Raw genomic sequence first — 17,911 nt, forward strand, 5'->3', positions numbered from 1 at the left:
GGAGAAACAAAGATCGTGTCGAGCAGATTTCGCCTGAAACACCTTGTTTTACTGTCGGTCATGGCCCTTGTGTCCGCTTGCGCAACAACGCCGCCAGAGGGTGCCTTGCGCAGCGACGTGTTTGATCCGTACGAAAATGCGAACCGGGGAATTCACAAGTTTAATCTGGGTGTTGACCGGTTCCTGTTCCGGCCGGCCTCGAAAGGGTATGTCAAAATCGTTCCTGACCCGATGGTCACCAGTTTCAGCACTTTTGCCGAAAACATCTCGCTGCCCGGTCAGGCAGTTGACTACCTGCTTCAGGGCAATCCAAAACAGATGGGCAATGCTCTGCTGCGCTTTGTGATCAACATGACCGTCGGCGGCTTTGGCTTGTCCTCGCCCGCTGATGAGCTGAACCTGCCACCCGTTGACACTGATTTCGGTGAGACCCTGCATGTCTGGGGGGTTGGCGAAGGCGCTTATGTCGAGCTACCGTTCTATGGCCCGTCGACCCAAAGGGATGCGATCGGGGTTGTGGTCAACCTGTTCTCGAATCCGATCAATTTCAGCCCGACCCGCCCCGCCGACAATCTTGGCGTCTACGCCGAAATTGTGCGGCGCATGGGGGATCGGGGTCGGTTCTCGGATACTGTCGATTCCATTCTTTACGAAAGTGCCGACAGCTATGCGCAGGCTCGCCTGATCTATCTGCAAAACCGCCGATTCGAACTGGCAAGAGATGACGAAGACGCCTATCTGGACTTGTATTCTGACCCCTATGCCGAAACCGGGACGGACCCGGTCAGGGACCCCTATCTTGACCCCTATGAGGACCCCTATGCTGAATAACGCGTTGAACCGTCGCCATTTTATCGCAGCCGGGCTTGCGCTGGCAGTGCTGCCCGTACCTGCCTTTGCCCAGACCGAGGCCGCCGCCAAGGCGCTTGTGACCAACGTGGTTTCCGACATCAACCGGGTGATCGAGTCGGGTAAATCCGAAAAAGCGATGCTGCGCGATTTCGAAAAGATCTTTGTTCAATATGCTGATGTGCCGATCATGGCGCGCTATGCGTTGGGTGCGGACGCCCGCACAGCCAGCCCGACCCAGCTGAAACAGTTCACCGCTGCATTTCAGGGCTATATCTCGCGTAAATACGGTCGCCGTTTTCGTGAATTTATCGGCGGTGAGGTCGATGTTCGCAATGCCCGCAAGATCAAAGCCGGGTACGAGGTTCGCACGATGGTCAAGCTGCGCGGATCAGCCCCGTTCGACGTAACGTTCCTTGTTTCCGACAAATCAGGTCGCGACAAGTTCTACAACATGTTCATCGAAGGCGTGAATCTGTTGCTGACCGAGCGAACCGAAATCGGCGCGATGCTGGACGCCCGCAAAGGCAATCTGAATCAACTGATCTCGGACCTGAAAAAGACGGGTTAAGCCGTTTCCGGCACAAAAGTGTGCCGGACAGCTCGTGTTTTTGGAAGTTCAAGAGGGTCGGGTCTGCCTGACCCTTTCTCGTGATGCGCGTGCCTGACAGATTTACGGCATGTAGCTGCGAACCAACGCGCCTGCGATCAAAGCCCACCCGTCAGCGATTACGAAAAACGCCAGCTTGAACGGCAAAGACACGATGGCAGGTGGCACCATCATCATGCCCATCGACATCAATACCGCTGCAACCACAAGATCAATGATCAGAAAGGGCAGGAAGATCAGGAACCCGATCTGAAAGGCGCGCGCGATCTCGGACAGCATGAAAGAGGGCATCAACACCGATAACGGGGCCTGAGCTGACAGCTCGATCGCGTCACCGCCGGGGCGCAGGGCCGCCATTGCATAAAACGTATCTGAATCCAGCCGGTTCGCCATGAAGGTGCGAAACGGCTCTAACGCGCGTTCCAGCGCGGGCTCGACCGCCATGGTTTCTTCCATCATCGGGCGTATTCCCGCGGTCCAGGCCTCGGTGAACACAGGGTCCATGATGAAATAAGTCAGAAACAGCGCAAGACTGACCAAAAGCATATTCGGCGGTGATTGCTGAAGGCCAACACCCTGCCGCAGGATCGACAGCACGGTGATCAGAAACGGGAAACAGGTGATCATGATCGCCAGACCCGGAGCAACGCTGAGCACCGTGATCAACAGGATCAGCTGGATGGTGCGGGCCGAGATCGAACCGCCTTCGCCCAGCGACAGGGTCACATCCTGAGCCGCCGCCATCGACGGCAGGGACACCACTACAGCCAGACCCAGCCAGATCACATAGCGCATCAGCCGATTCCGTTTTGCAGATCCGCAATCTCGGTCAGGCGCACGGCCAGCTGCCCCGCCTGATCGCCCTCCATCTCCTCAAGCACCCCGCGCGCCACCAGCTGATCCCCGACATACAGGTCGACCGGGTCTTCGATCCGCTTGTCCAGAGTCAGAACCGCGTTTTCACCCATGTTCAGCAAATCCCGGATCAACGGGCGGGCGCGACCTACCGAAACGGTCACTTCAATCGGAACAGTTTCGAAAGGATTGGGTTTTTCGGTTTTCGGGAACTGGGTGTCATTCATTGGACAAAGCCTTTCTTGCCTCAAAGACGTATGCGTCAAATGCCTGTGCAATGGTGGACAGCAGGGTCGCGCAATCAATCTCGCGCCGGCTTGTGCCGACCTGCAATCGCGCCTGTCCGGGGGCCAGGCCAGGGTCTTCGATGACGCGCGGTGCGGAGTGCAGGGTCTGCGGCAGCAGGGATTGCACCGCTTGCGCGCACCCTTCCGGCACCATGATCTGCATCGGTTGTTCGATTTCCGTGCGCGCCATTTCGCAAAGCTGTTCGACGATCCGGGCGGCCAACCCGCGTTCGACCATGTCAGGCAATACGGTCTGAACCAGGCTTTCGAACATCGGTTCCAGAGACAATGTCATCCGGGTAAGCGCCTCGTGATAGGTGAAGGACATATCCTCGAGCGATCCCGCCAGTTCGGCCGAAACGCGGTCGCGGTTCTGTTCCTGCGCCTGCGCGGCGTCTTCCCAACCGGCGCCGTACCCGTTTTCGAACGCGGCAAGGCGTTGTTCCTCCAGCGTTTCCTCGTCCAGGTAAAGAACGGCTTCGGCGCTGGTCCGAGTGGTGAAATCCTCAAGCAGATGAGCGATGGACATCACACGCGCTCCTCACCTTCTTCAAGCCAGCTGCGCAGGATCTCGACCGTTTCTTCCTGCTTGTCGCCGATCATTGCGCGCAACCGATCAACCGGATCCCCGATGGCACTGACCCCAAGCACGGGAACGGCCCCTTGTTGGGGCAGCGGCGTGAACTCTGCCGTTCCGTCCGCCGCGATTTCACCGGTCAGGACCGACGGGGCCGGTGCCCCTCCCTCCGCGGCCGGCAACAGCGCCGGGACCATCGCGGGTTTCATCAGGATTGGACGGATCACGAACAACGCCAGCACCAGTGACACCAGCGCCAGCGCTGCCATCTGAATCAGTGACATGGCGTCCAGATGGATGTTTTGCCAAAGCGAAGAGGAAACCAGCGTGCCTTGCGGCGTGACCACTGGTAAATCCAATGATTTCAGCGTGATGACGTCCCCGCGCGCGGCGTCAAATCCCACAGCCGAGGCCACCAGTTCCTCAAGTGCGTCGAGTTCTGTTTGCGGCAGCGGCGTGAAGGATTCAGCGCCCGAAGCATCCAGCGCCCGCGTTCCGTTGACCAGAACGGCAACCGTCAGGCGTTTGATCGCACCGGGGGCAGTGTGCACTTCCAGCTCGGTTTCGGAAACCTCGTAATTCACCCGCTCACGTGTCTGGGTCGCGGTCGAATTCGATTCGTCCCCCCCCGCACCATCGCCGTCGGGCAGGTTTGAGGCCACCGTGACATCGGCTGACTGGTTGCGCGCGCTGTCGGAGCGTTCCTCGACATCCGTGCTGATAGCCACCCTGCCCTTGGGGTCAAAGCGCCGCTCACGCAGGGATTCTGTCCTGGTTTCAGTATCGACGCTGACCTCGACTACGGCATTCCCCGTGCCAACTCGCGCCTCGACCAGACGCAGAACCCGTTCCCGCAGCTGCCGCGCCTTGTCATCCGCCGTGTCGGCGGCCACGGCGGTGTCCTGCCCGCCAATCACGGACCCGTTCGAATCGATCACAGTCACACTCTCGGGTGTCAGCCCGCTGACGGCAGAGGCGACAAGAAACCGGATGGCCTTGGCCTGATCGCCTGTGATATCGCCCCCCGAGGGCACCAGATAGACCGAAGCCGTCGGTGCGACGCTGCGCTGAAACGGATTGGCAGAGCCGTTGGCGATATGAACGCGGGCCTGGCTGACATGCGGGCTGCCCACGATCGTGCGCGCCAGTTCCCCCTCTTTCGCGCGCCAGTAGGCAGCATCGAACATTTGGGATGTGGTGCCGAAGCCGTTCAGCGAATCCAGCAGTTCATAGCCCTTGTTGCCGTTGGCCGGCAGTCCTTCGCTGGCCAAAGTCATCCGCAGCTCGTCCCGTTGTGCGCCAGAGACGTAAATTGATCCGCCCCGAATCTCGTAGGTCACGCCACGCTGATCCAGCGCACGCACGATGTCCCCGGCGGCACTGCTTTCCAGACCCGCGTAAAGCAAGGTCATCGACGGTGCCGTCGCAAGGCGCGACATCCCGAGGATCCCCAGAAACACCAGCACAACAGCACCGGCAACGAAGATTTGTTTACGCCTGTCCAAACTTGCCCAGACAGTTCCGATCTGCTGCACGCTTACCTCCGACTCGCCGACATTCTGCCCGGCGCGTCCTCTGTTTGGACGATTGCCCTTAACAATCGGTTAGTCCCTGCAAGGTTATGACTGGGCGGATCACAGGAATGAGGACGTCATGACCGACGCAACGGCTGAACAGGCGGAAGCCCCGAAAAAGAAGGGAAAAAAAGGGATCATCGTCGGGGTGATTCTGGCCATCGCCGGTGCCGCCGGTGGGTATTTCCTGACCTCATCCGGGCTACTTCCGCTGGGGAACAAGGCCGAGAAGGCGGAAAGCCATGACGTGCAAAAAGAAGAACCGGCCAAGGCATTAGCGGATGTTGCCTTTCTCGATTTGCCGCCGGTGATCGTTTCAGTGAGTTCCGGCGTCGCGCGGCATCTGAAGTTTCATGCACAGCTTGAGGTTAACGCCCCGTACATGACTGACGTGGAAAAAATGCGGCCGCGAATCATGGATGTCCTGAACGGGTATCTGCGGGCCGTCGAATTGAAGGATCTTGAGGATTCACTGGCGTTGATGCGCATCCGGGGCCACCTGCTGCGCCGTATCGAGATTGTCGTTGGCGAAGGTCGCGTGCGCGACGTGCTGGTGATGGAATTTGTTCTGAACTAGGAGGCGAAATTGGAGCTGATTGCGGATATTTTGCTGGTCGCCGGCGCTATGGGTGCGGGTCTGTATTGTTTTGTGCTGTCGCGCCGTCTCAAGCGTTTTGCCGATCTTGAAAAGGGCGTCGGCGGCGCGGTGGCGGTGCTGTCGACCCAAGCGGAAGAGCTGCGGAAATCACTGGATGATGCGCGCAACGCCTCTGATCAGTCGGGCGATCAGCTTAGGGCACTGACGGGGCGCGCCGAAGCGGTGGCACAGCGGTTGGAACTCATGATGGCGTCAATGCATGACGTCGTGCCCGAGAAAGACACTGACCCCCAGCCCGAGGCAGAGGTTTCCGCGACAAACACCGCCACCGAAGTTCCGGAGAGCGTGAAGCACGAAGACAAGCCCAAGCCGCAGGCCAGCGAAGCCGCTGCGCCCGAAGAACAGGCACGACCACCTGAGGGGCTGATGTTCTTCCGGCATGACCGCAAGCAAGGCGAGGCGCAGGCATGAGCCGCGCGCGGACCAACAATCCCAACGCGCGGCCCCGCGGAGGGGTGCTTGCCGTGATCTCATTGCTGATGATCGGCTCGGCCGCCATTCGCATTGGGCTGGAAGCCGGACCCGCCTTTGCCAAACCCGCCAAACCTGAGGCGGAACACGATGAACCCGCCCCGTCGGACACCCGTGACATGCAGGTTCTGCTGACCGAGCTTCTGCGCCGCGAAGAGCGTGTCAAGAAAAAGGAAGACATGCTGCGCGAGCGGGAAAACGCTCTGGAAATCGCGGGTCAGGCTATCGAGATACGCATGGCCGCGCTTGAGGAGGCCGAGGAGTCGTTGCGCACCACTCTGGCGCTGGCGGACAGGGCGGCGGAAAACGACCTGACGCGCCTGACCGATGTCTATCAGAACATGAAGCCGAAAGACGCGGCCGCGCTGTTCGAAACCATGGACCCGACCTTTGCCGCCGGGTTTCTGTCACGCATGCCACCGGATGCGGCAGCCGGGGTTCTGGCGGGGCTCAGCCCCGAAGCGGCCTATACGATCAGCGTTGTCATGGCGGGCCGAAACGCCTCGGCCCCGCAGGAATAGCCGCCCGTGTCCCCCGCGGTTGCAACACACATAGCCGGAGATCTCAGATGATTGGAATTGTTGGAATTGTCGTCATTTTCGTTATGGTCTTCGGCGGTTATCTGGCCGCTGGCGGTAAGATGGCCATCATTCTGAAATCGCTTCCGTTTGAAATGATGATGATCGGTGGTGCCGCAGTTGGTGCCTTTTTGATCAGCAACGACATCGGCGGCGTGAAACACACGATCAAGGACATGGGGAAAGTCTTTAAAGGCCCGAAATGGAAGCCCGAAGATTACCGCGACCTGTTGTGCCTGCTGTTTTCCCTCATTCGCATTGCCCGCGCCAATCCGGTAGAGGTGGAACAGCATATCGAAGACCCCGGCAGCTCTGACCTGTTTTCGTCCTACCCCAGAATTCTAGCCGACAAAGAAGCGGTTGATCTGATTTGCGACACGATGCGGTCCGCGGCGATGAATTACGACGATCCGCATCAGGTCGAAGAGGTTCTGGAGAAGCGGATGGAGGCGAATTTCCACCATGCCCTGCATTCGAGCCACGCCTTGCAAACCGTGGCCGATGGCCTGCCCGCGCTTGGAATTGTCGCCGCCGTTCTGGGGGTAATCAAGACAATGGGGTCCATTGATCAGCCACCGGAAGTTCTGGGAAAACTGATCGGCGGCGCCCTTGTGGGTACGTTTCTGGGCGTCTTTCTGGCCTACGGACTGGTCGGTCCCTTTGCGGCCAAGCTGAAATCCGTGGTCGAGGAAGACAACCACTTCTATCAGCTGATCAAGGAAGTTCTGGTTGCAAACCTGCACAACCACAATGCCGCAATGTGCATTGAGGTGGGACGCCAGAACACACCAACGCATAACCGCCCTGGTTTCTCTGAGCTTGAGGATGCCTTGAAAGAGCTCAAACGGGCAGCGGCATGAGGCAAACCGCGATACTGGTTGCAGCGTTGATCACGCTTGCAACGGCCGCAACCTCTGAAGAGGTGATTGTGCGGTCCGGTGAACATGACGGCTACACCCGGCTGGTTTTCACCGTTCCACCGGATACGGGCTGGGTTCTGAGCCAGCGTAAGAACGGTGCCAAGCTGGCAATTGACCTGAAGGGTGTCACATTTCGGACGGGTTCGGTGTTTGCGCGGTTGACATCAGATCGGCTGGCCGCGCTGTCGCAGGCGCAACCCGGTGGCGCGCTTGAGCTGGAATTCGGGTGCGATTGCACGGCGTCGGCGTTCCTGTTTCGAAACTCGATGATCGTTCTGGACATTGCACCAGCAATAGCCCTGCCGCCCCTACTTGCAGATATCCCTCCGCCGACCCGAATAAATCGGGATGCTCTGAAACCTCAGCCCCCGGAACAAAAGCTTCCTTCCCAGCTCGACCTGCCGCTTCTGACCGGGCAGACGCAAGGGATCAGGGATCAATTGTCGACCCGTCTGGTGCAAGGGGCGGATCGTGAGCTGCTTGACCTGAATCTGGCACCTGTCGGACCGCGCCGTTCTGCCTCGTCCGAGGCCGTGACGCTGTTACCCGGATTGACATCGAACATCCGCGTGACCTCGGTTCTGGATGATCTGCAGGACATTCTGAACTCTGGTTTGCAGCAGATCGACGACAACCCGGTTTGTATCTCAACGGCTGAACTGGGGTTCACGACATGGTCCGGGACGCGCCCGTTTCCAGAGCAGGTGTCCGCCTTGCGCACCGCCCTATACAAAGAGTTCGACCGTCTTGACGCGGAAAGCGCGCTGAGCCTGGCAAAGCTCTATGCCTATCACGGCTTTGGGGCCGAGGCGCAAAAGGTTTTGCAGTTATTGAACACCCCATCGGAAGAGGCTGGACATGTTGAAGGGATTGCACGGCTGGTGGATGAGCGGCCAGCACAGGTGCCAAATCCATTCAGGGGCCAGCAACGGTGTAACGGCGACGTGGCACTTTGGGCCGTGCTGTCCGAAGGTCAGCTGGCATCCGACGCACATCTTGAAGCCATCGAACACAGCTTTGCAAAGCTGCCAGAGCATCTTCGCCGCCATCTTGGCGCGCGGCTTTCGGATATCCTGACAAACGCGCAAGAGCTTGAGGCCGCGCGCAGGATAATGCGTTCGGTCGACCGGGTTGAACAGAACCCGTCCCCGAACGCCACGCTGGCCCGGGCTGGCGTCGCCGAAGCCGAAGGCAACGGCGCCCTTGAAGAGGCCCTGCTGACCGAGGTCGCGACCTCGGCCGGGACAAAGACCGAAGCGCCTTTGGCTTTGGCCCGGCTGGTGGAAAATCGGTGGTCAGACCGCAAGACCGTGTCTTCAAGGGAACTTGAACTGGCCGCGTCGTACGCGATCGAATTCCGGCGATCCGAACTGGGCCCGATGATGAACCGCGCCCATGCGATTGCCCTGGGTCTGAGTCAGGATTTCGACAGCGCATTCGATGTGATCCAGTCTTTGCCAGACGGCCCGGACAGCAACAGCGCTTTCAACCGTCACCTGCAATTGCTGGCAGAGCGATCAGACGACCTTACCTTTTTGCGTCAGGTTACGCTGGTGCAGCAGTCGGATCGCATGGCGGCGCTGTCCACGGATACCGCGATTGCACTGGCCGAACGCTTGGCCGTGCTTGGCTTTGCCGATCAGGCCGTTGCGCTGACAAACAGGCCTGAAGATCAGGCCCGGCGATCAGAGCGCGCCCGTTTGCGCGCCCGTGCGGCGTTGTTGTCGGACCGCCCGCAACAGGCCATGCTTGAGCTGGCCAATGATACCTCGGATGAGGCGCTCGTCCTGCGGGCGCAGGCGTTGGACAAGGTGCAGGACTACGCCGCAGTGGCCGAACTCATGCAGAGCCGCGGGCAACAGGACGAGGCGAACCGATACCTATGGCTGGCCGGGTTGCCGGGGAAAAGATCGGGGCCATCTGACGGAAAATACGCAAGCCTCAACCAAACTGCGGAGGCCCTTTTGGCCCCGCCGGTTCGCGTGTCAGGCAAGCCGCTGGCTGATGCGGGAAGCCTACTGGAGGACAGTCAGGCAACGCGGCAGAGGATCGTCGAAATGCTGAACACGGTCAGGGTGGAGTGAGGTTTCCCAACCGACCGGACCAATTGCCCGGATCGATGCAGGCAGGACGGGGCGCGGTTCACGGTTCTGGCGGATCAAAAATCAGCGGTGTCAGGTCTGCATACCGCACGCTTTTGTCCGGCCAGCCAAGTATTACACGACGGATGCGGTCGGCACGTACTTCCCCAAGCACAGGGGCTGCAAACTGCATGTATTTGGCGATGACGTCGTCCCGTGTCATGGGGGCCTCGGGGCCGCCGCGGGCATGAATATCCCCGGATTTCAGAACACGGCCATCCGTTGTTGTGATCGTGACATCTGCCCAGCGCCCTTCAGGAAACCGGACGCTGTGGTGTTCGCTTTCCGCGACCGTGATGCGGGACATCAGATTGGCGACCGCGGGATCAGACAGGCCAGACCTTGAGATATGTTCAACGCCGATGCGCCCGTAAACGGCCTGAACTGCCACGGCAAATGGCAGGGAATACTGCGCTTGCGAAGTTGTTTCGGGCAGCCCCGCAAAAAGACAGGCCGCCTGATGAAAGCTGTTGATATGCACTGTTTCGATCTGCGCGCTGGTCAGGTCATGCGCGATCATGACAGCGCGCACGCCATCAATCGCGGCATGGGCCCAGCGACAGATCGGATAGGGTTTTACATATTGATGTTCGACCTGCCAGAAGGTGCCCAGATCATCCCAGTAGGGTTTGACCTCTTCCGCCTCGATGGTGATGGCGGGCGCGCCGGTAAAGCCGCGTTCAGCCAGAACAGCGGCGGAAAGCCCCACCATCGCGCCCCAGCCCGACCCGTCATGCAGCATTGTCGGGTTGGCAATCTCGCGCATCATCTGGCTGCGTGGCCCGTGATATTCGGCGATCCCCATCGCCTGCCGCATCTGGTCGGCAGACAATCCGCGCAGGCGCGCCGCCATCGCGACCACGCCCAGCGCGTTCCAGGCACCGGATGTGTGGTAGTCGCTGACACTGGCGTGCAGTGACAGGCCCGCGCGCCCGGCCACCTCGTACCCGGTGACGACCGCTGCCAAAGCCTCGGGTCCGGTCAGGTTCGGGCAATGTTCGGCCAGTGCGGACAGCGCTGGCAATACGACCACCCCGATATGGCCCTTGGTGGGGTTATATCCGTCGTGACCATCCAGATTGTCGGTTTGCGTAGCGGCGGCATAGGCAGCACCTGCCATGCTGACGGTACGACCATCGAACAGCATCCGTGCGCCATAAGCAGGATCGGAGCTGGCATAAAGCAACGCTGCCGTGTCCCGAGCGATCACACCTGCCTGCATCGGGCCGGATGCGATCAGGATCCCCATCGTGTCGAGCATCATCAGCGCCGCGGCCTCTAGTGCGCTTTCGGGCATGTCCGAGGCCGCGCGGGTCAGCGTGAAATCGGCAACCCTGGAAAATGTATTTGTCTGCGGGTTATGCGTCATGAGAGCTCTCCTGTCGGGCGGGGCCGGTACAGGAAAGTCAGCCACAGGTAAGGGCGGGCTTGTACTCTGTTCCCGACGCCAAATGTCGGGAACAGAGGAAAACGTATGAAGAAGAGACCCTAGTAAGGGGCTTCGACGCCGTTCATGGACACGTAGACTGTTTTCATTTCCGAAAAATGGTTGATCGCAAGCTTCGAATTCTCGCGTCCGACACCCGACATTTTCGATCCCCCGAACGGGGCCTCGACCGGGGCAAGGTTATAGGTGTTGATATAACAGGTCCCCGCCTCGAACCCGGCCACAACACGGTGCGCGCGGGTCAGGTCATTGGTGAAGACGCCTGCAGCCAGACCAAATTCGGTGTCATTGGCACGGGCCATGACCTCGGATTCCGTGTCGAAATCCAGCACCGACATGACGGGGCCAAAGATTTCCTCGCGCGCGATGGTCATGTCATCGTTCACATCCGCAAAAACGGTTGGTTGCATGTAGAAACCGTCGCCTTCGATCCGGTTGCCGCCGAACACCAGCCTTGCGCCCTCGGCCCTGGCTTTGTCGACATAGCTCAGCGCGATGTTCAACTGGTTTTCGCTGACCATCGGGCCAAAGCTGACGTCCTCGTCCATCGGATCGCCGATTTTGGCATTGGCCAGACGTTCGGACAGGCGTTTCAGGAAGGCATCCTTGATCCCTTTTTGCACAAAGACGCGGGTACCGTTGGAGCAGACCTGGCCCGATGAATAGAAGTTGCCAAGGATCGCGCCGGACACCGCGTTTTCGATGTCGGCATCCTCAAAGACGATCATCGGAGATTTGCCGCCCAGCTCCATGGTGACGTGCTTCATGCCGTCAGCTGCCGCGGCATAGACCTTGCGGCCTGTCGGCACCGATCCGGTCAGCGAGACCTTGGCTACACGCGGATCGGTGACCAGTGCGGCCCCCACGTCGCCATAGCCCTGAATCACGTTGTAGACACCCTTGGGTGCGCCGGCTTCGACCAGAATTTCGGCCACTTTCAATGCCGAAAGGGGCGTGGTTTCCGAAGGCTTGAAGACCATTGTGTTGCCGCAGGCCAGCGCCGGGGCACCTTTCCAGCAGGCAATCTGCGTGGGATAGTTCCACGCACCAATGCCCACGCAAACGCCCAGCGCCTGACGGATGGTGTAGACGAAATCTCCACCGCCCAGCGGAATATGCTCGCCGGTCAGAGAGGCGGCCAACCCGCCGAAATATTCCAGCGCATCTGCACCCGATGTGGCATCTGCCACCGTGGTTTCCTGAATCGGTTTGCCGGTGTCATGGGTTTCCAGAACCGACAGGTCGTAGTTGCGGTCGCGCATAATGTCGGCCGCGCGGCGCAGAATGCGGCCGCGTTCTGTTCCGGTCAGTGCGGCCCAAGCTGCCTGAGCGGTTTTCGCGCTGTTCAGAGCCTTTTCTACAATCGCCGGTGTTGCCGAATGCAGACGGGCAATCACCTCGCCGGTAGCGGGGTAGATCACGTCAATGGCCGCGCCATCGGTATCCTCGACATAGGTGCCGTCGATGAAATGGCTGGCCTTGGGCTGAAACTTCATACCGTGTCCTTTTCGCTCGACCCCGTCCGGGCGGGGCATTTGGTCATTTTGAATCGGCCCTAATGGTTATTGACTGGCCAGTCAATAAAATCATCCAAGCGGCAAGGTCACGCCTGCCCCCGCGCACAAATCTTGAAATTCTTTGGTTAATGTTCTATATATGTTCCACATAGTCAGAGGACAAACCGATGACCCAGCACATGCGCCACGCGGTCCTGAACGGGCCAAACAATGACTACCACCTGCTTCCGGTAACAGACCGGCAGATGCGCTATGCGCGCGCCATTGCCGAGAAATCAGCGCTTGAGATCCCGGTCGAAGTTCAACGTGACAGGCGATTGTTGTCCGACTGGATTTCGGCCCACAAATCATGTGGCACCTCGCAATTCGACAATTACCCGACGGGCAAGCAGGTGGCGTTCGCTGAACGGATTTCACGCAGCAAGCGTCGCCCGATCCCGTCCGAGTGTTTTCGAGACAAGAAAATGATGTCCCGCTGGATTGAGCACAACAGATAAACCTTATTTTGGGTCTTCTGGCGCATGATTGCGGGTATAAAGCGCAACCGCAGCCGCAACAAACATACCCAGCAGAATGTAACCGGTCACAGCCTCGGACACGGCAAGCCCGCGGCACAGGCCGGTCGGGGACATGTCGCCATACCCGACCGTGGTGAAGGTGACATATGAAAAATACAGGACATCCCCCGGACCCTGCGCCCCGACCACACAATTATCGTTGTACCCAAAAGCTCCGTAGACGGCGGCAAACAGGAACGGGACGACCTGGATGAATGACACACCCATCAGGAACAAAAGCCGCCGCGGCGATGTAACCTGGGTCATGTAATACCAGGATTGCGACACCAGCCAGATCAGCAGGCCAACCGACGCGATTGTTCCGATCATGTCACCCGCAGCGGTTTCGTTAAGACGCGATAGCCCGAACCAGGCAAGAAAACTTGTCAGAACCAGCCCCAATGCAGCAATCAGGGTCGATTTCCATTCTTCCAGAGTTGTGGGTTTGCGGTGCATGAACACCCTCTCAGCCTAGTCTGACGGTGATCATCCGACCTAAAGCAAGGGCCTGCAACCCGCTTTCAGTCCTGCCGCAAATGCGGCTCGCCCCGCTTGCGCGCAAGCACTATCTGCTTTTGCCGTTCACGAAAGCGCATCTTGTCAGCCTCGGAGGTCTCGTCGATGCATTGGTGACAGGACACGCCATGTTCATATTCGGGGCGTTTCATATCCTCGGGCAGGATCGGGCGACGGCAGCCATGGCACAGCTTGTGCGGCCCTTCAACAAGGCCGTGGCCAACCGAGACGCGGTTGTCGAACACAAAGCAGTCACCCTGCCACGAGCTGTCTTCGGATGGCATCTCTTCAAGATAGCGCAGGATACCACCTTTTAGGTGATAGACATCCTCGACCCCCTGCCCCAGCAGGTAATTGGTGGACTTCTCGCACCGGATACCGCCGGTGCAGAACATGGCAACGCGCTTGTTGTGAAAGCGATCTTTGTTCGCCTCCCACCAGGCCGGAAATTCGCGGAAACTGGCTGTTTCAGGGTCTATTGCGCCTTCAAACGTGCCGATCGCCACTTCGTAGTCATTGCGGGTGTCGATCACCACGACATCGTCCGAACGGATCAGATCGTTCCAGTCCTGCGGATCGACATAGTTGCCGACACGGGCGCGCGGATCGACATCCGGCTGACCCATGGTCACAATCTCTTTCTTCAGCCGCACTTTCATCTTGCCGAAAGGCGGATGGTCCGAGGACGCCTCTTTCCACTCCAGATCCGAGCAACCGGGCAGAGCCCGGATATGCGCAAGAACCGCATCGATCCCGGCGCGTGGGCCTGCGATGGTGCCATTGATGCCTTCTTGCGCCAGCAACAGCGTTCCCGTGACGGACTGCGCGCGGCACAGATCAAGCAACGGTTCGCGCAGCGCGACAGGGTCCGGGAATCGGGTAAAGTGATAGAGGGCAGCGATCGTGTACATATGCGCGATCTACCCTCGCAAACCCGGAGTCGCAAGGGATTGCATTGACGCCCCGCGCCCAGCCCCCTACCGATAAGGCAGTTATACGGAGGCCGCCATGACCCATGCCCTGCTTGTCATTGATGTCCAGAACGACTTTTGCCCCGGCGGTGCCTTGGCAGTGGCCGGAGGAGATGAAATCGTCGCGCCGATCAACGCCATGATGGAGGAGTTTGACGCCGTGATCCTGACGCAGGACTGGCATCCGGCGGGGCATTCTTCGTTCGCCAGCTCGCACAATGGCAAAAGCCCGTTGGAGTTGATCGACATGCCCTATGGCCCGCAGGTGCTGTGGCCGGACCATTGCGTTCAGGGCTCAAAAGGTGCCGCGTTTCACCCCGAGTTGCGCACCGATGGCGATTTGATCCTGCGCAAGGGGTTTCGCAGTGGCATCGACAGCTACTCGGCGTTTTTCGAAAACGACCATCAGACGCCAACAGGCCTGAAAGGCTATCTTGAAACCCGAGGCATCACCCGTTTGACACTGGTTGGATTGGCGACCGATTTCTGCGTTCACTATTCGGCTGTAGACGCTGCCCGGTTGGGATTTGATGTCACAGTCCGGATGGATGCCTGCCGCGCGATTGACATGGACGGATCGCTGGCTGCCGCACAACAGGCCATGCGCGATGCCGGTGTTACGCTGGCCTAAGGTGTCGCCCCGGCAGCTGCCAGCAACTTGATCGTCACAAACAGAATAACGGCCAGCCCGAACGCCAGCCCGATACGCCCCGAAATAGAACGCCGACGTGCCGAAACGGGCTGCTGTGGCGGTGGCGGCGGTTTGCGCACCTGACGCGTACGCACGATCCCGGCCATGGGCTGTGCCATCCGTATGTAATGCAGAAAGTCCCACAGGTTGAACTCGCCGCAATACTCACCCTGAACGCCGCGCGATTTTATGTTCTCAAACAGAGAACGCAGAATCCTGACCCGGTCCACCTGATCTTCGGCCGGAAACACACCGGGCACGATGCCGCTGTTCCGCGACTCGAGGCTGAACCCCGCATCCAGGAAAATCTTGCGGATTTTCGGCGATGTTCCCCGTAGCGCATCGGCTGTTCTGATGTCGCGAAACACCGCACACACCTGGCGTTCCACATCAGAGGCTGACCCCAGCTTTTCGGGGTCGAAATCGTTCAGTGCTACATTAACAATGTCAAAATCGTACTCGAGACCCATTCACAAACTCAGTTTCGTCTTACCATCCCCTTTTCTCACTAACCGGCGAAGACACTGCACAATAAGCCCGTAATGTGACGTCATGCTGGCATTGTCACCAAATCAGCGACTCTTGCCATTCCCGAAATCGATTGATCTAACTACGGAAATCGCAGGAGTTCCCCATGGTCGACATCGCGACCCGTGTCTACAATCATAAATGGAAGATTGACCCGATTGTCCGGTCTTTAATCGACACAGACTTCTACAAACTGCTGATGTGCCAGTCAGTGTTTCGAAACAAGCCCCAAACAAACGTGGTGTTTTCCCTGATCAACCGGTCGAATCACGTGCCTTTGGCCCGTTTGATTGATGAAGGCGAGTTGCGGGAACAGCTGGATCATATCCGCTCGCTTAATCTCAGCCGGGGGGAAAGCACCTGGCTGCGGGGCAACATGTTCTATGGAAAGCGCCAGATGTTCCGTTCCGATTTCATGGAATGGTTCGAGAATATGCGCCTGCCGCCTTACCACCTTGAATGCAAAGGCGATCAGTACGAACTGACCTTCGAAGGCAAATGGCACGAGGTCATGTTGTGGGAAATTCCGGCGCTGGCGGTATTGATGGAATTGCGGTCGCGCGCGGTGCTGAACGACATGCGCCGGTTTGCGCTACAGGTGCTTTATGCCCGCGCGATGACCCGCGTGTGGGAAAAGATCGAGAAGCTGAGTACGATCAACGGTTTGGGCATCGCGGATTTTGGCACGCGGCGACGGCATTCCTTCCTGTGGCAGGACTGGTGTGTGCAGGCGATGATAGAAGGGCTCGGCCCCGCGTTTACTGGGACATCGAACTGCCTGATCGCGATGCGGCGTGAGGTTGAGGCCATCGGCACCAACGCGCATGAGCTGCCGATGGTCTATTCCGCGTTGGCCGACACCGATGCCGAACTGGCGCAGGCCCCTTATGACGTTCTCAGCGATTGGCACGACGAACATGACGGCAATCTGCGCATCATCCTGCCCGATACCTACGGCACCAAGGGCTTTCTGGACAACGCGCCCGACTGGCTGGCGGGCTGGACCGGTATTCGTATCGACAGCGGCGACCCGGCTACCGCCGCCGAGGTGGCCATCGACTGGTGGAAAGCGCGCGGAGAGGACCCGACCCAAAAACGGATCATTTTCTCGGACGGGTTGGACGTAGGCAGTATTCAGGAATTGCATGCACAGTTTGCGGACCGCACCAAAGTATCTTTCGGCTGGGGTACCTTGCTGACCAACGATTTCCGCGGACTGGTCCCTCATGACGCGCTGGCACCGTTCTCACTGGTCTGCAAAGCCGTATCCGCAAACGGACGCCCGACGGTAAAGCTGTCGGACAATCCGGAAAAGGCAATGGGCCCTGCGGATCAGATCGAGCGATACAAACGGGTGTTCGGCGTGGGCGCACAGGAAGCGATCAAAGTGATTGTCTGAGCTAAGGCATAATACCAAACACTTACCCTCAATTCATATAATGTTAGGACTGAACGACCACCGACTGGCGTCGGTAGGATCGGCGATATGGTTTTCGAGGTATTGCAGCACGATGTCTTCGGTGATGGCACCGTTGGTGGTTGAGAAATACCTCCTGCCCCAGAACCGGCGACCCCAGTAGCGGCTGCGCAGGGCGGGAAGTTCCCGTTGCACCTTGTGAGACGAACGGCCCTTCATCTTGCGCACCGGACCCGAGATGGCAATCTTCGGCGGCACCGACACGAACAAATGCACGGGATTGCTCGACAACACCCCGCGCAAGATGTCGACCTCGTTCTCGTGGCAGACCCAACGGATGATGGCGCGCACCCGCAAGCGCACCGCACCGGTCAGCACCTAGTAGCGATACTTGGTCGACCAGACGATATGGTAGCAGTGATAGAAAACACAGTGCTTGCCAGTGTCATACTACATGACCTTACCCTCTGGAAAATGAGCCTTCGAACCGGCTGCGGCTCATTTTCCAGAGGGTAAGATCATAACACGATTCTCCGCGCTGAAGCAGGTCCGACTGGAGGTCGGAGGGTTTACTCCAATGAGTGGATACTGAAACTTGTGGTGCCGCTGAAGGGACTCGAACCCCCGACCCCATCATTACGAATGACGTGCTCTACCAGCTGAGCTACAGCGGCGCCTTGAGTCATCCGGAACTGGCCTCTACCGGATGAGATGGCCCATTTAAACTGTCAGCCTAAAGCCTGCAAG

At 58.9% G+C, this 17,911-nt stretch carries 19 protein-coding genes, 1 tRNA gene and 1 pseudogene; 10 read left to right on the forward strand and 11 right to left on the reverse strand.

Going from position 1 to position 17,911, the window contains the following annotated elements; genetic code table 11:
• Window positions 1-15 precede the first annotated feature (15 nt).
• Both AC2FLZ_RS17665 and AC2FLZ_RS17670 read left to right on the forward strand, forming a co-directional pair.
• On the forward strand, window positions 16-831 hold the full coding sequence (locus AC2FLZ_RS17665) for an MlaA family lipoprotein (protein WP_496882514.1): 816 nt from the start codon (window positions 16-18) through the stop codon (window positions 829-831).
• Window positions 821-1,420, forward strand: a complete 600-nt coding sequence (locus tag AC2FLZ_RS17670; RefSeq protein ID WP_496882503.1) for an MlaC/ttg2D family ABC transporter substrate-binding protein — start codon at window positions 821-823, stop codon at window positions 1,418-1,420. The genes AC2FLZ_RS17665 and AC2FLZ_RS17670 overlap by 11 nt, the downstream gene beginning before the upstream one ends.
• A 102-nt stretch (window positions 1,421-1,522) precedes the next feature.
• Here AC2FLZ_RS17670 and fliP read toward each other — a convergent pair whose 3' ends face one another.
• Genes fliP through fliF form a run of 4 tightly spaced genes read right to left on the reverse strand, consistent with a single transcriptional unit; the run spans window position 1,523 to window position 4,713 of the window.
• Window positions 1,523-2,254, reverse strand: a complete 732-nt coding sequence (gene fliP / locus AC2FLZ_RS17675) for a flagellar type III secretion system pore protein FliP (protein WP_480474301.1) — start codon at window positions 2,252-2,254, stop codon at window positions 1,523-1,525.
• Window positions 2,254-2,541, reverse strand: coding sequence for a FliM/FliN family flagellar motor switch protein (locus AC2FLZ_RS17680; RefSeq protein ID WP_267364617.1), 288 nt, complete (start codon window positions 2,539-2,541; stop codon window positions 2,254-2,256). The genes fliP and AC2FLZ_RS17680 overlap by 1 nt, the downstream gene beginning before the upstream one ends.
• Window positions 2,534-3,130 (reverse strand): FliH/SctL family protein, encoded by a 597-nt coding sequence (locus AC2FLZ_RS17685; RefSeq protein ID WP_480518033.1) that lies wholly within the window; start codon window positions 3,128-3,130, stop codon window positions 2,534-2,536. The genes AC2FLZ_RS17680 and AC2FLZ_RS17685 overlap by 8 nt, the downstream gene beginning before the upstream one ends.
• The gene (gene fliF / locus AC2FLZ_RS17690; protein WP_480554368.1) at window positions 3,130-4,713 is read right to left on the reverse strand and encodes a flagellar basal-body MS-ring/collar protein FliF; all 1,584 of its coding nucleotides are present in this window, start codon (window positions 4,711-4,713) and stop codon (window positions 3,130-3,132) included. The genes AC2FLZ_RS17685 and fliF overlap by 1 nt, the downstream gene beginning before the upstream one ends.
• A gap of 118 nt (window positions 4,714-4,831) precedes the next feature.
• On the opposite strand from fliF, the gene AC2FLZ_RS17695 reads away from it, so the two are divergent.
• The 5 genes from AC2FLZ_RS17695 to AC2FLZ_RS17715 are packed head-to-tail and all read left to right on the forward strand — an operon-like array spanning window position 4,832 to window position 9,463.
• Entirely contained in the window at window positions 4,832-5,329 is a 498-nt protein-coding gene (locus AC2FLZ_RS17695; protein WP_496821855.1) for a flagellar basal body-associated FliL family protein, read from the forward strand.
• 9 nt (window positions 5,330-5,338) lie between these two features.
• A complete protein-coding gene (locus AC2FLZ_RS17700; protein WP_480624853.1) occupies window positions 5,339-5,821 on the forward strand; it encodes a hypothetical protein in 483 nt (160 codons plus the stop codon).
• Window positions 5,818-6,402 carry a MotE family protein gene (locus AC2FLZ_RS17705; protein ID WP_480605405.1) on the forward strand — a complete coding sequence of 195 codons (585 nt, stop codon included), beginning with the start codon at window positions 5,818-5,820 and terminating at the stop codon, window positions 6,400-6,402. The genes AC2FLZ_RS17700 and AC2FLZ_RS17705 overlap by 4 nt, the downstream gene beginning before the upstream one ends.
• 47 nt (window positions 6,403-6,449) lie before the next feature.
• The gene (motA, locus tag AC2FLZ_RS17710; RefSeq protein WP_480518043.1) at window positions 6,450-7,319 is read left to right on the forward strand and encodes a flagellar motor stator protein MotA; all 870 of its coding nucleotides are present in this window, start codon (window positions 6,450-6,452) and stop codon (window positions 7,317-7,319) included.
• Window positions 7,316-9,463 (forward strand): hypothetical protein, encoded by a 2,148-nt coding sequence (locus AC2FLZ_RS17715; protein ID WP_496882504.1) that lies wholly within the window; start codon window positions 7,316-7,318, stop codon window positions 9,461-9,463. The genes motA and AC2FLZ_RS17715 overlap by 4 nt, the downstream gene beginning before the upstream one ends.
• 58 nt (window positions 9,464-9,521) lie before the next feature.
• On the opposite strand, the gene AC2FLZ_RS17720 is transcribed toward AC2FLZ_RS17715, so the two are convergent.
• Together AC2FLZ_RS17720 and betB are read right to left on the reverse strand one after the other, a co-directional pair.
• Window positions 9,522-10,889: an MmgE/PrpD family protein gene (locus AC2FLZ_RS17720; RefSeq protein ID WP_496715153.1), complete on the reverse strand. Its 1,368-nt coding sequence runs from the start codon at window positions 10,887-10,889 to the stop codon at window positions 9,522-9,524.
• 119 nt (window positions 10,890-11,008) lie between these two features.
• Window positions 11,009-12,463: a betaine-aldehyde dehydrogenase gene (gene betB, locus AC2FLZ_RS17725; protein ID WP_480556392.1), complete on the reverse strand. Its 1,455-nt coding sequence runs from the start codon at window positions 12,461-12,463 to the stop codon at window positions 11,009-11,011.
• Window positions 12,464-12,651: 188 nt separating this feature from the next.
• On the opposite strand from betB, the gene AC2FLZ_RS17730 reads away from it, so the two are divergent.
• Window positions 12,652-12,981: a hypothetical protein gene (locus tag AC2FLZ_RS17730; protein ID WP_496882505.1), complete on the forward strand. Its 330-nt coding sequence runs from the start codon at window positions 12,652-12,654 to the stop codon at window positions 12,979-12,981.
• 3 nt (window positions 12,982-12,984) lie between these two features.
• Here the strand turns inward: AC2FLZ_RS17730 and AC2FLZ_RS17735 are convergent, their stop codons facing one another.
• Both AC2FLZ_RS17735 and trhO read right to left on the reverse strand, forming a co-directional pair.
• Window positions 12,985-13,497, reverse strand: coding sequence for a potassium channel family protein (locus AC2FLZ_RS17735; RefSeq protein WP_209505145.1), 513 nt, complete (start codon window positions 13,495-13,497; stop codon window positions 12,985-12,987).
• Between the two features lie 65 nt (window positions 13,498-13,562).
• Window positions 13,563-14,468 carry an oxygen-dependent tRNA uridine(34) hydroxylase TrhO gene (gene trhO, locus AC2FLZ_RS17740; RefSeq protein WP_480474312.1) on the reverse strand — a complete coding sequence of 302 codons (906 nt, stop codon included), beginning with the start codon at window positions 14,466-14,468 and terminating at the stop codon, window positions 13,563-13,565.
• A 97-nt stretch (window positions 14,469-14,565) separates the two neighbouring features.
• On the opposite strand from trhO, the gene pncA reads away from it, so the two are divergent.
• Window positions 14,566-15,159, forward strand: a complete 594-nt coding sequence (pncA, locus tag AC2FLZ_RS17745; protein WP_480518055.1) for a bifunctional nicotinamidase/pyrazinamidase — start codon at window positions 14,566-14,568, stop codon at window positions 15,157-15,159.
• On the opposite strand, the gene AC2FLZ_RS17750 is transcribed toward pncA, so the two are convergent.
• Window positions 15,156-15,689: a hypothetical protein gene (locus tag AC2FLZ_RS17750; RefSeq protein ID WP_480518057.1), complete on the reverse strand. Its 534-nt coding sequence runs from the start codon at window positions 15,687-15,689 to the stop codon at window positions 15,156-15,158. The two genes, pncA and AC2FLZ_RS17750, sit on opposite strands and share 4 nt — an antisense overlap.
• A 164-nt stretch (window positions 15,690-15,853) precedes the next feature.
• Here AC2FLZ_RS17750 and pncB point away from each other — a divergent pair, with 164 nt between their 5' ends.
• A complete protein-coding gene (gene pncB, locus AC2FLZ_RS17755; protein WP_480554357.1) occupies window positions 15,854-17,146 on the forward strand; it encodes a nicotinate phosphoribosyltransferase in 1,293 nt (430 codons plus the stop codon).
• A gap of 33 nt (window positions 17,147-17,179) precedes the next feature.
• On the opposite strand, the pseudogene tnpA reads toward pncB, so the two are convergent.
• A pseudogene (gene tnpA, locus AC2FLZ_RS17760) lies at window positions 17,180-17,572 on the reverse strand (IS200/IS605 family transposase).
• A 190-nt stretch (window positions 17,573-17,762) separates the two neighbouring features.
• A tRNA-Thr gene (locus tag AC2FLZ_RS17765) sits at window positions 17,763-17,838 on the reverse strand.
• Window positions 17,839-17,911: the final 73 nt, after the last annotated feature.

It is taken from the genome of Ruegeria sp. YKSF131, from assembly GCF_059612645.1.

Excerpts from the sequence above, each read along its gene's own strand:
- pncB (WP_480554357.1), top strand. The coding sequence starts at position 15,854 with ATGGTCGACATCGCGACCCGTGTCTACAATCATAAATGGAAGATTGAC.
- AC2FLZ_RS17730 (WP_496882505.1), top strand. The coding sequence starts at position 12,652 with ATGACCCAGCACATGCGCCACGCGGTCCTGAACGGGCCAAACAATGAC.
- AC2FLZ_RS17735 (WP_209505145.1), bottom strand. The coding sequence starts at position 13,497 with ATGCACCGCAAACCCACAACTCTGGAAGAATGGAAATCGACCCTGATT.
- AC2FLZ_RS17750 (WP_480518057.1), bottom strand. The coding sequence starts at position 15,689 with ATGGGTCTCGAGTACGATTTTGACATTGTTAATGTAGCACTGAACGAT.
- AC2FLZ_RS17670 (WP_496882503.1), top strand. The coding sequence starts at position 821 with ATGCTGAATAACGCGTTGAACCGTCGCCATTTTATCGCAGCCGGGCTT.
- AC2FLZ_RS17685 (WP_480518033.1), bottom strand. The coding sequence starts at position 3,130 with ATGTCCATCGCTCATCTGCTTGAGGATTTCACCACTCGGACCAGCGCC.
- motA (WP_480518043.1), top strand. The coding sequence starts at position 6,450 with ATGATTGGAATTGTTGGAATTGTCGTCATTTTCGTTATGGTCTTCGGC.
- AC2FLZ_RS17680 (WP_267364617.1), bottom strand. The coding sequence starts at position 2,541 with ATGAATGACACCCAGTTCCCGAAAACCGAAAAACCCAATCCTTTCGAA.
- AC2FLZ_RS17720 (WP_496715153.1), bottom strand. The coding sequence starts at position 10,889 with ATGACGCATAACCCGCAGACAAATACATTTTCCAGGGTTGCCGATTTC.
- AC2FLZ_RS17695 (WP_496821855.1), top strand. The coding sequence starts at position 4,832 with ATGACCGACGCAACGGCTGAACAGGCGGAAGCCCCGAAAAAGAAGGGA.
- AC2FLZ_RS17715 (WP_496882504.1), top strand. The coding sequence starts at position 7,316 with ATGAGGCAAACCGCGATACTGGTTGCAGCGTTGATCACGCTTGCAACG.
- AC2FLZ_RS17705 (WP_480605405.1), top strand. The coding sequence starts at position 5,818 with ATGAGCCGCGCGCGGACCAACAATCCCAACGCGCGGCCCCGCGGAGGG.
- fliP (WP_480474301.1), bottom strand. The coding sequence starts at position 2,254 with ATGCGCTATGTGATCTGGCTGGGTCTGGCTGTAGTGGTGTCCCTGCCG.
- betB (WP_480556392.1), bottom strand. The coding sequence starts at position 12,463 with ATGAAGTTTCAGCCCAAGGCCAGCCATTTCATCGACGGCACCTATGTC.
- trhO (WP_480474312.1), bottom strand. The coding sequence starts at position 14,468 with ATGTACACGATCGCTGCCCTCTATCACTTTACCCGATTCCCGGACCCT.
- pncA (WP_480518055.1), top strand. The coding sequence starts at position 14,566 with ATGACCCATGCCCTGCTTGTCATTGATGTCCAGAACGACTTTTGCCCC.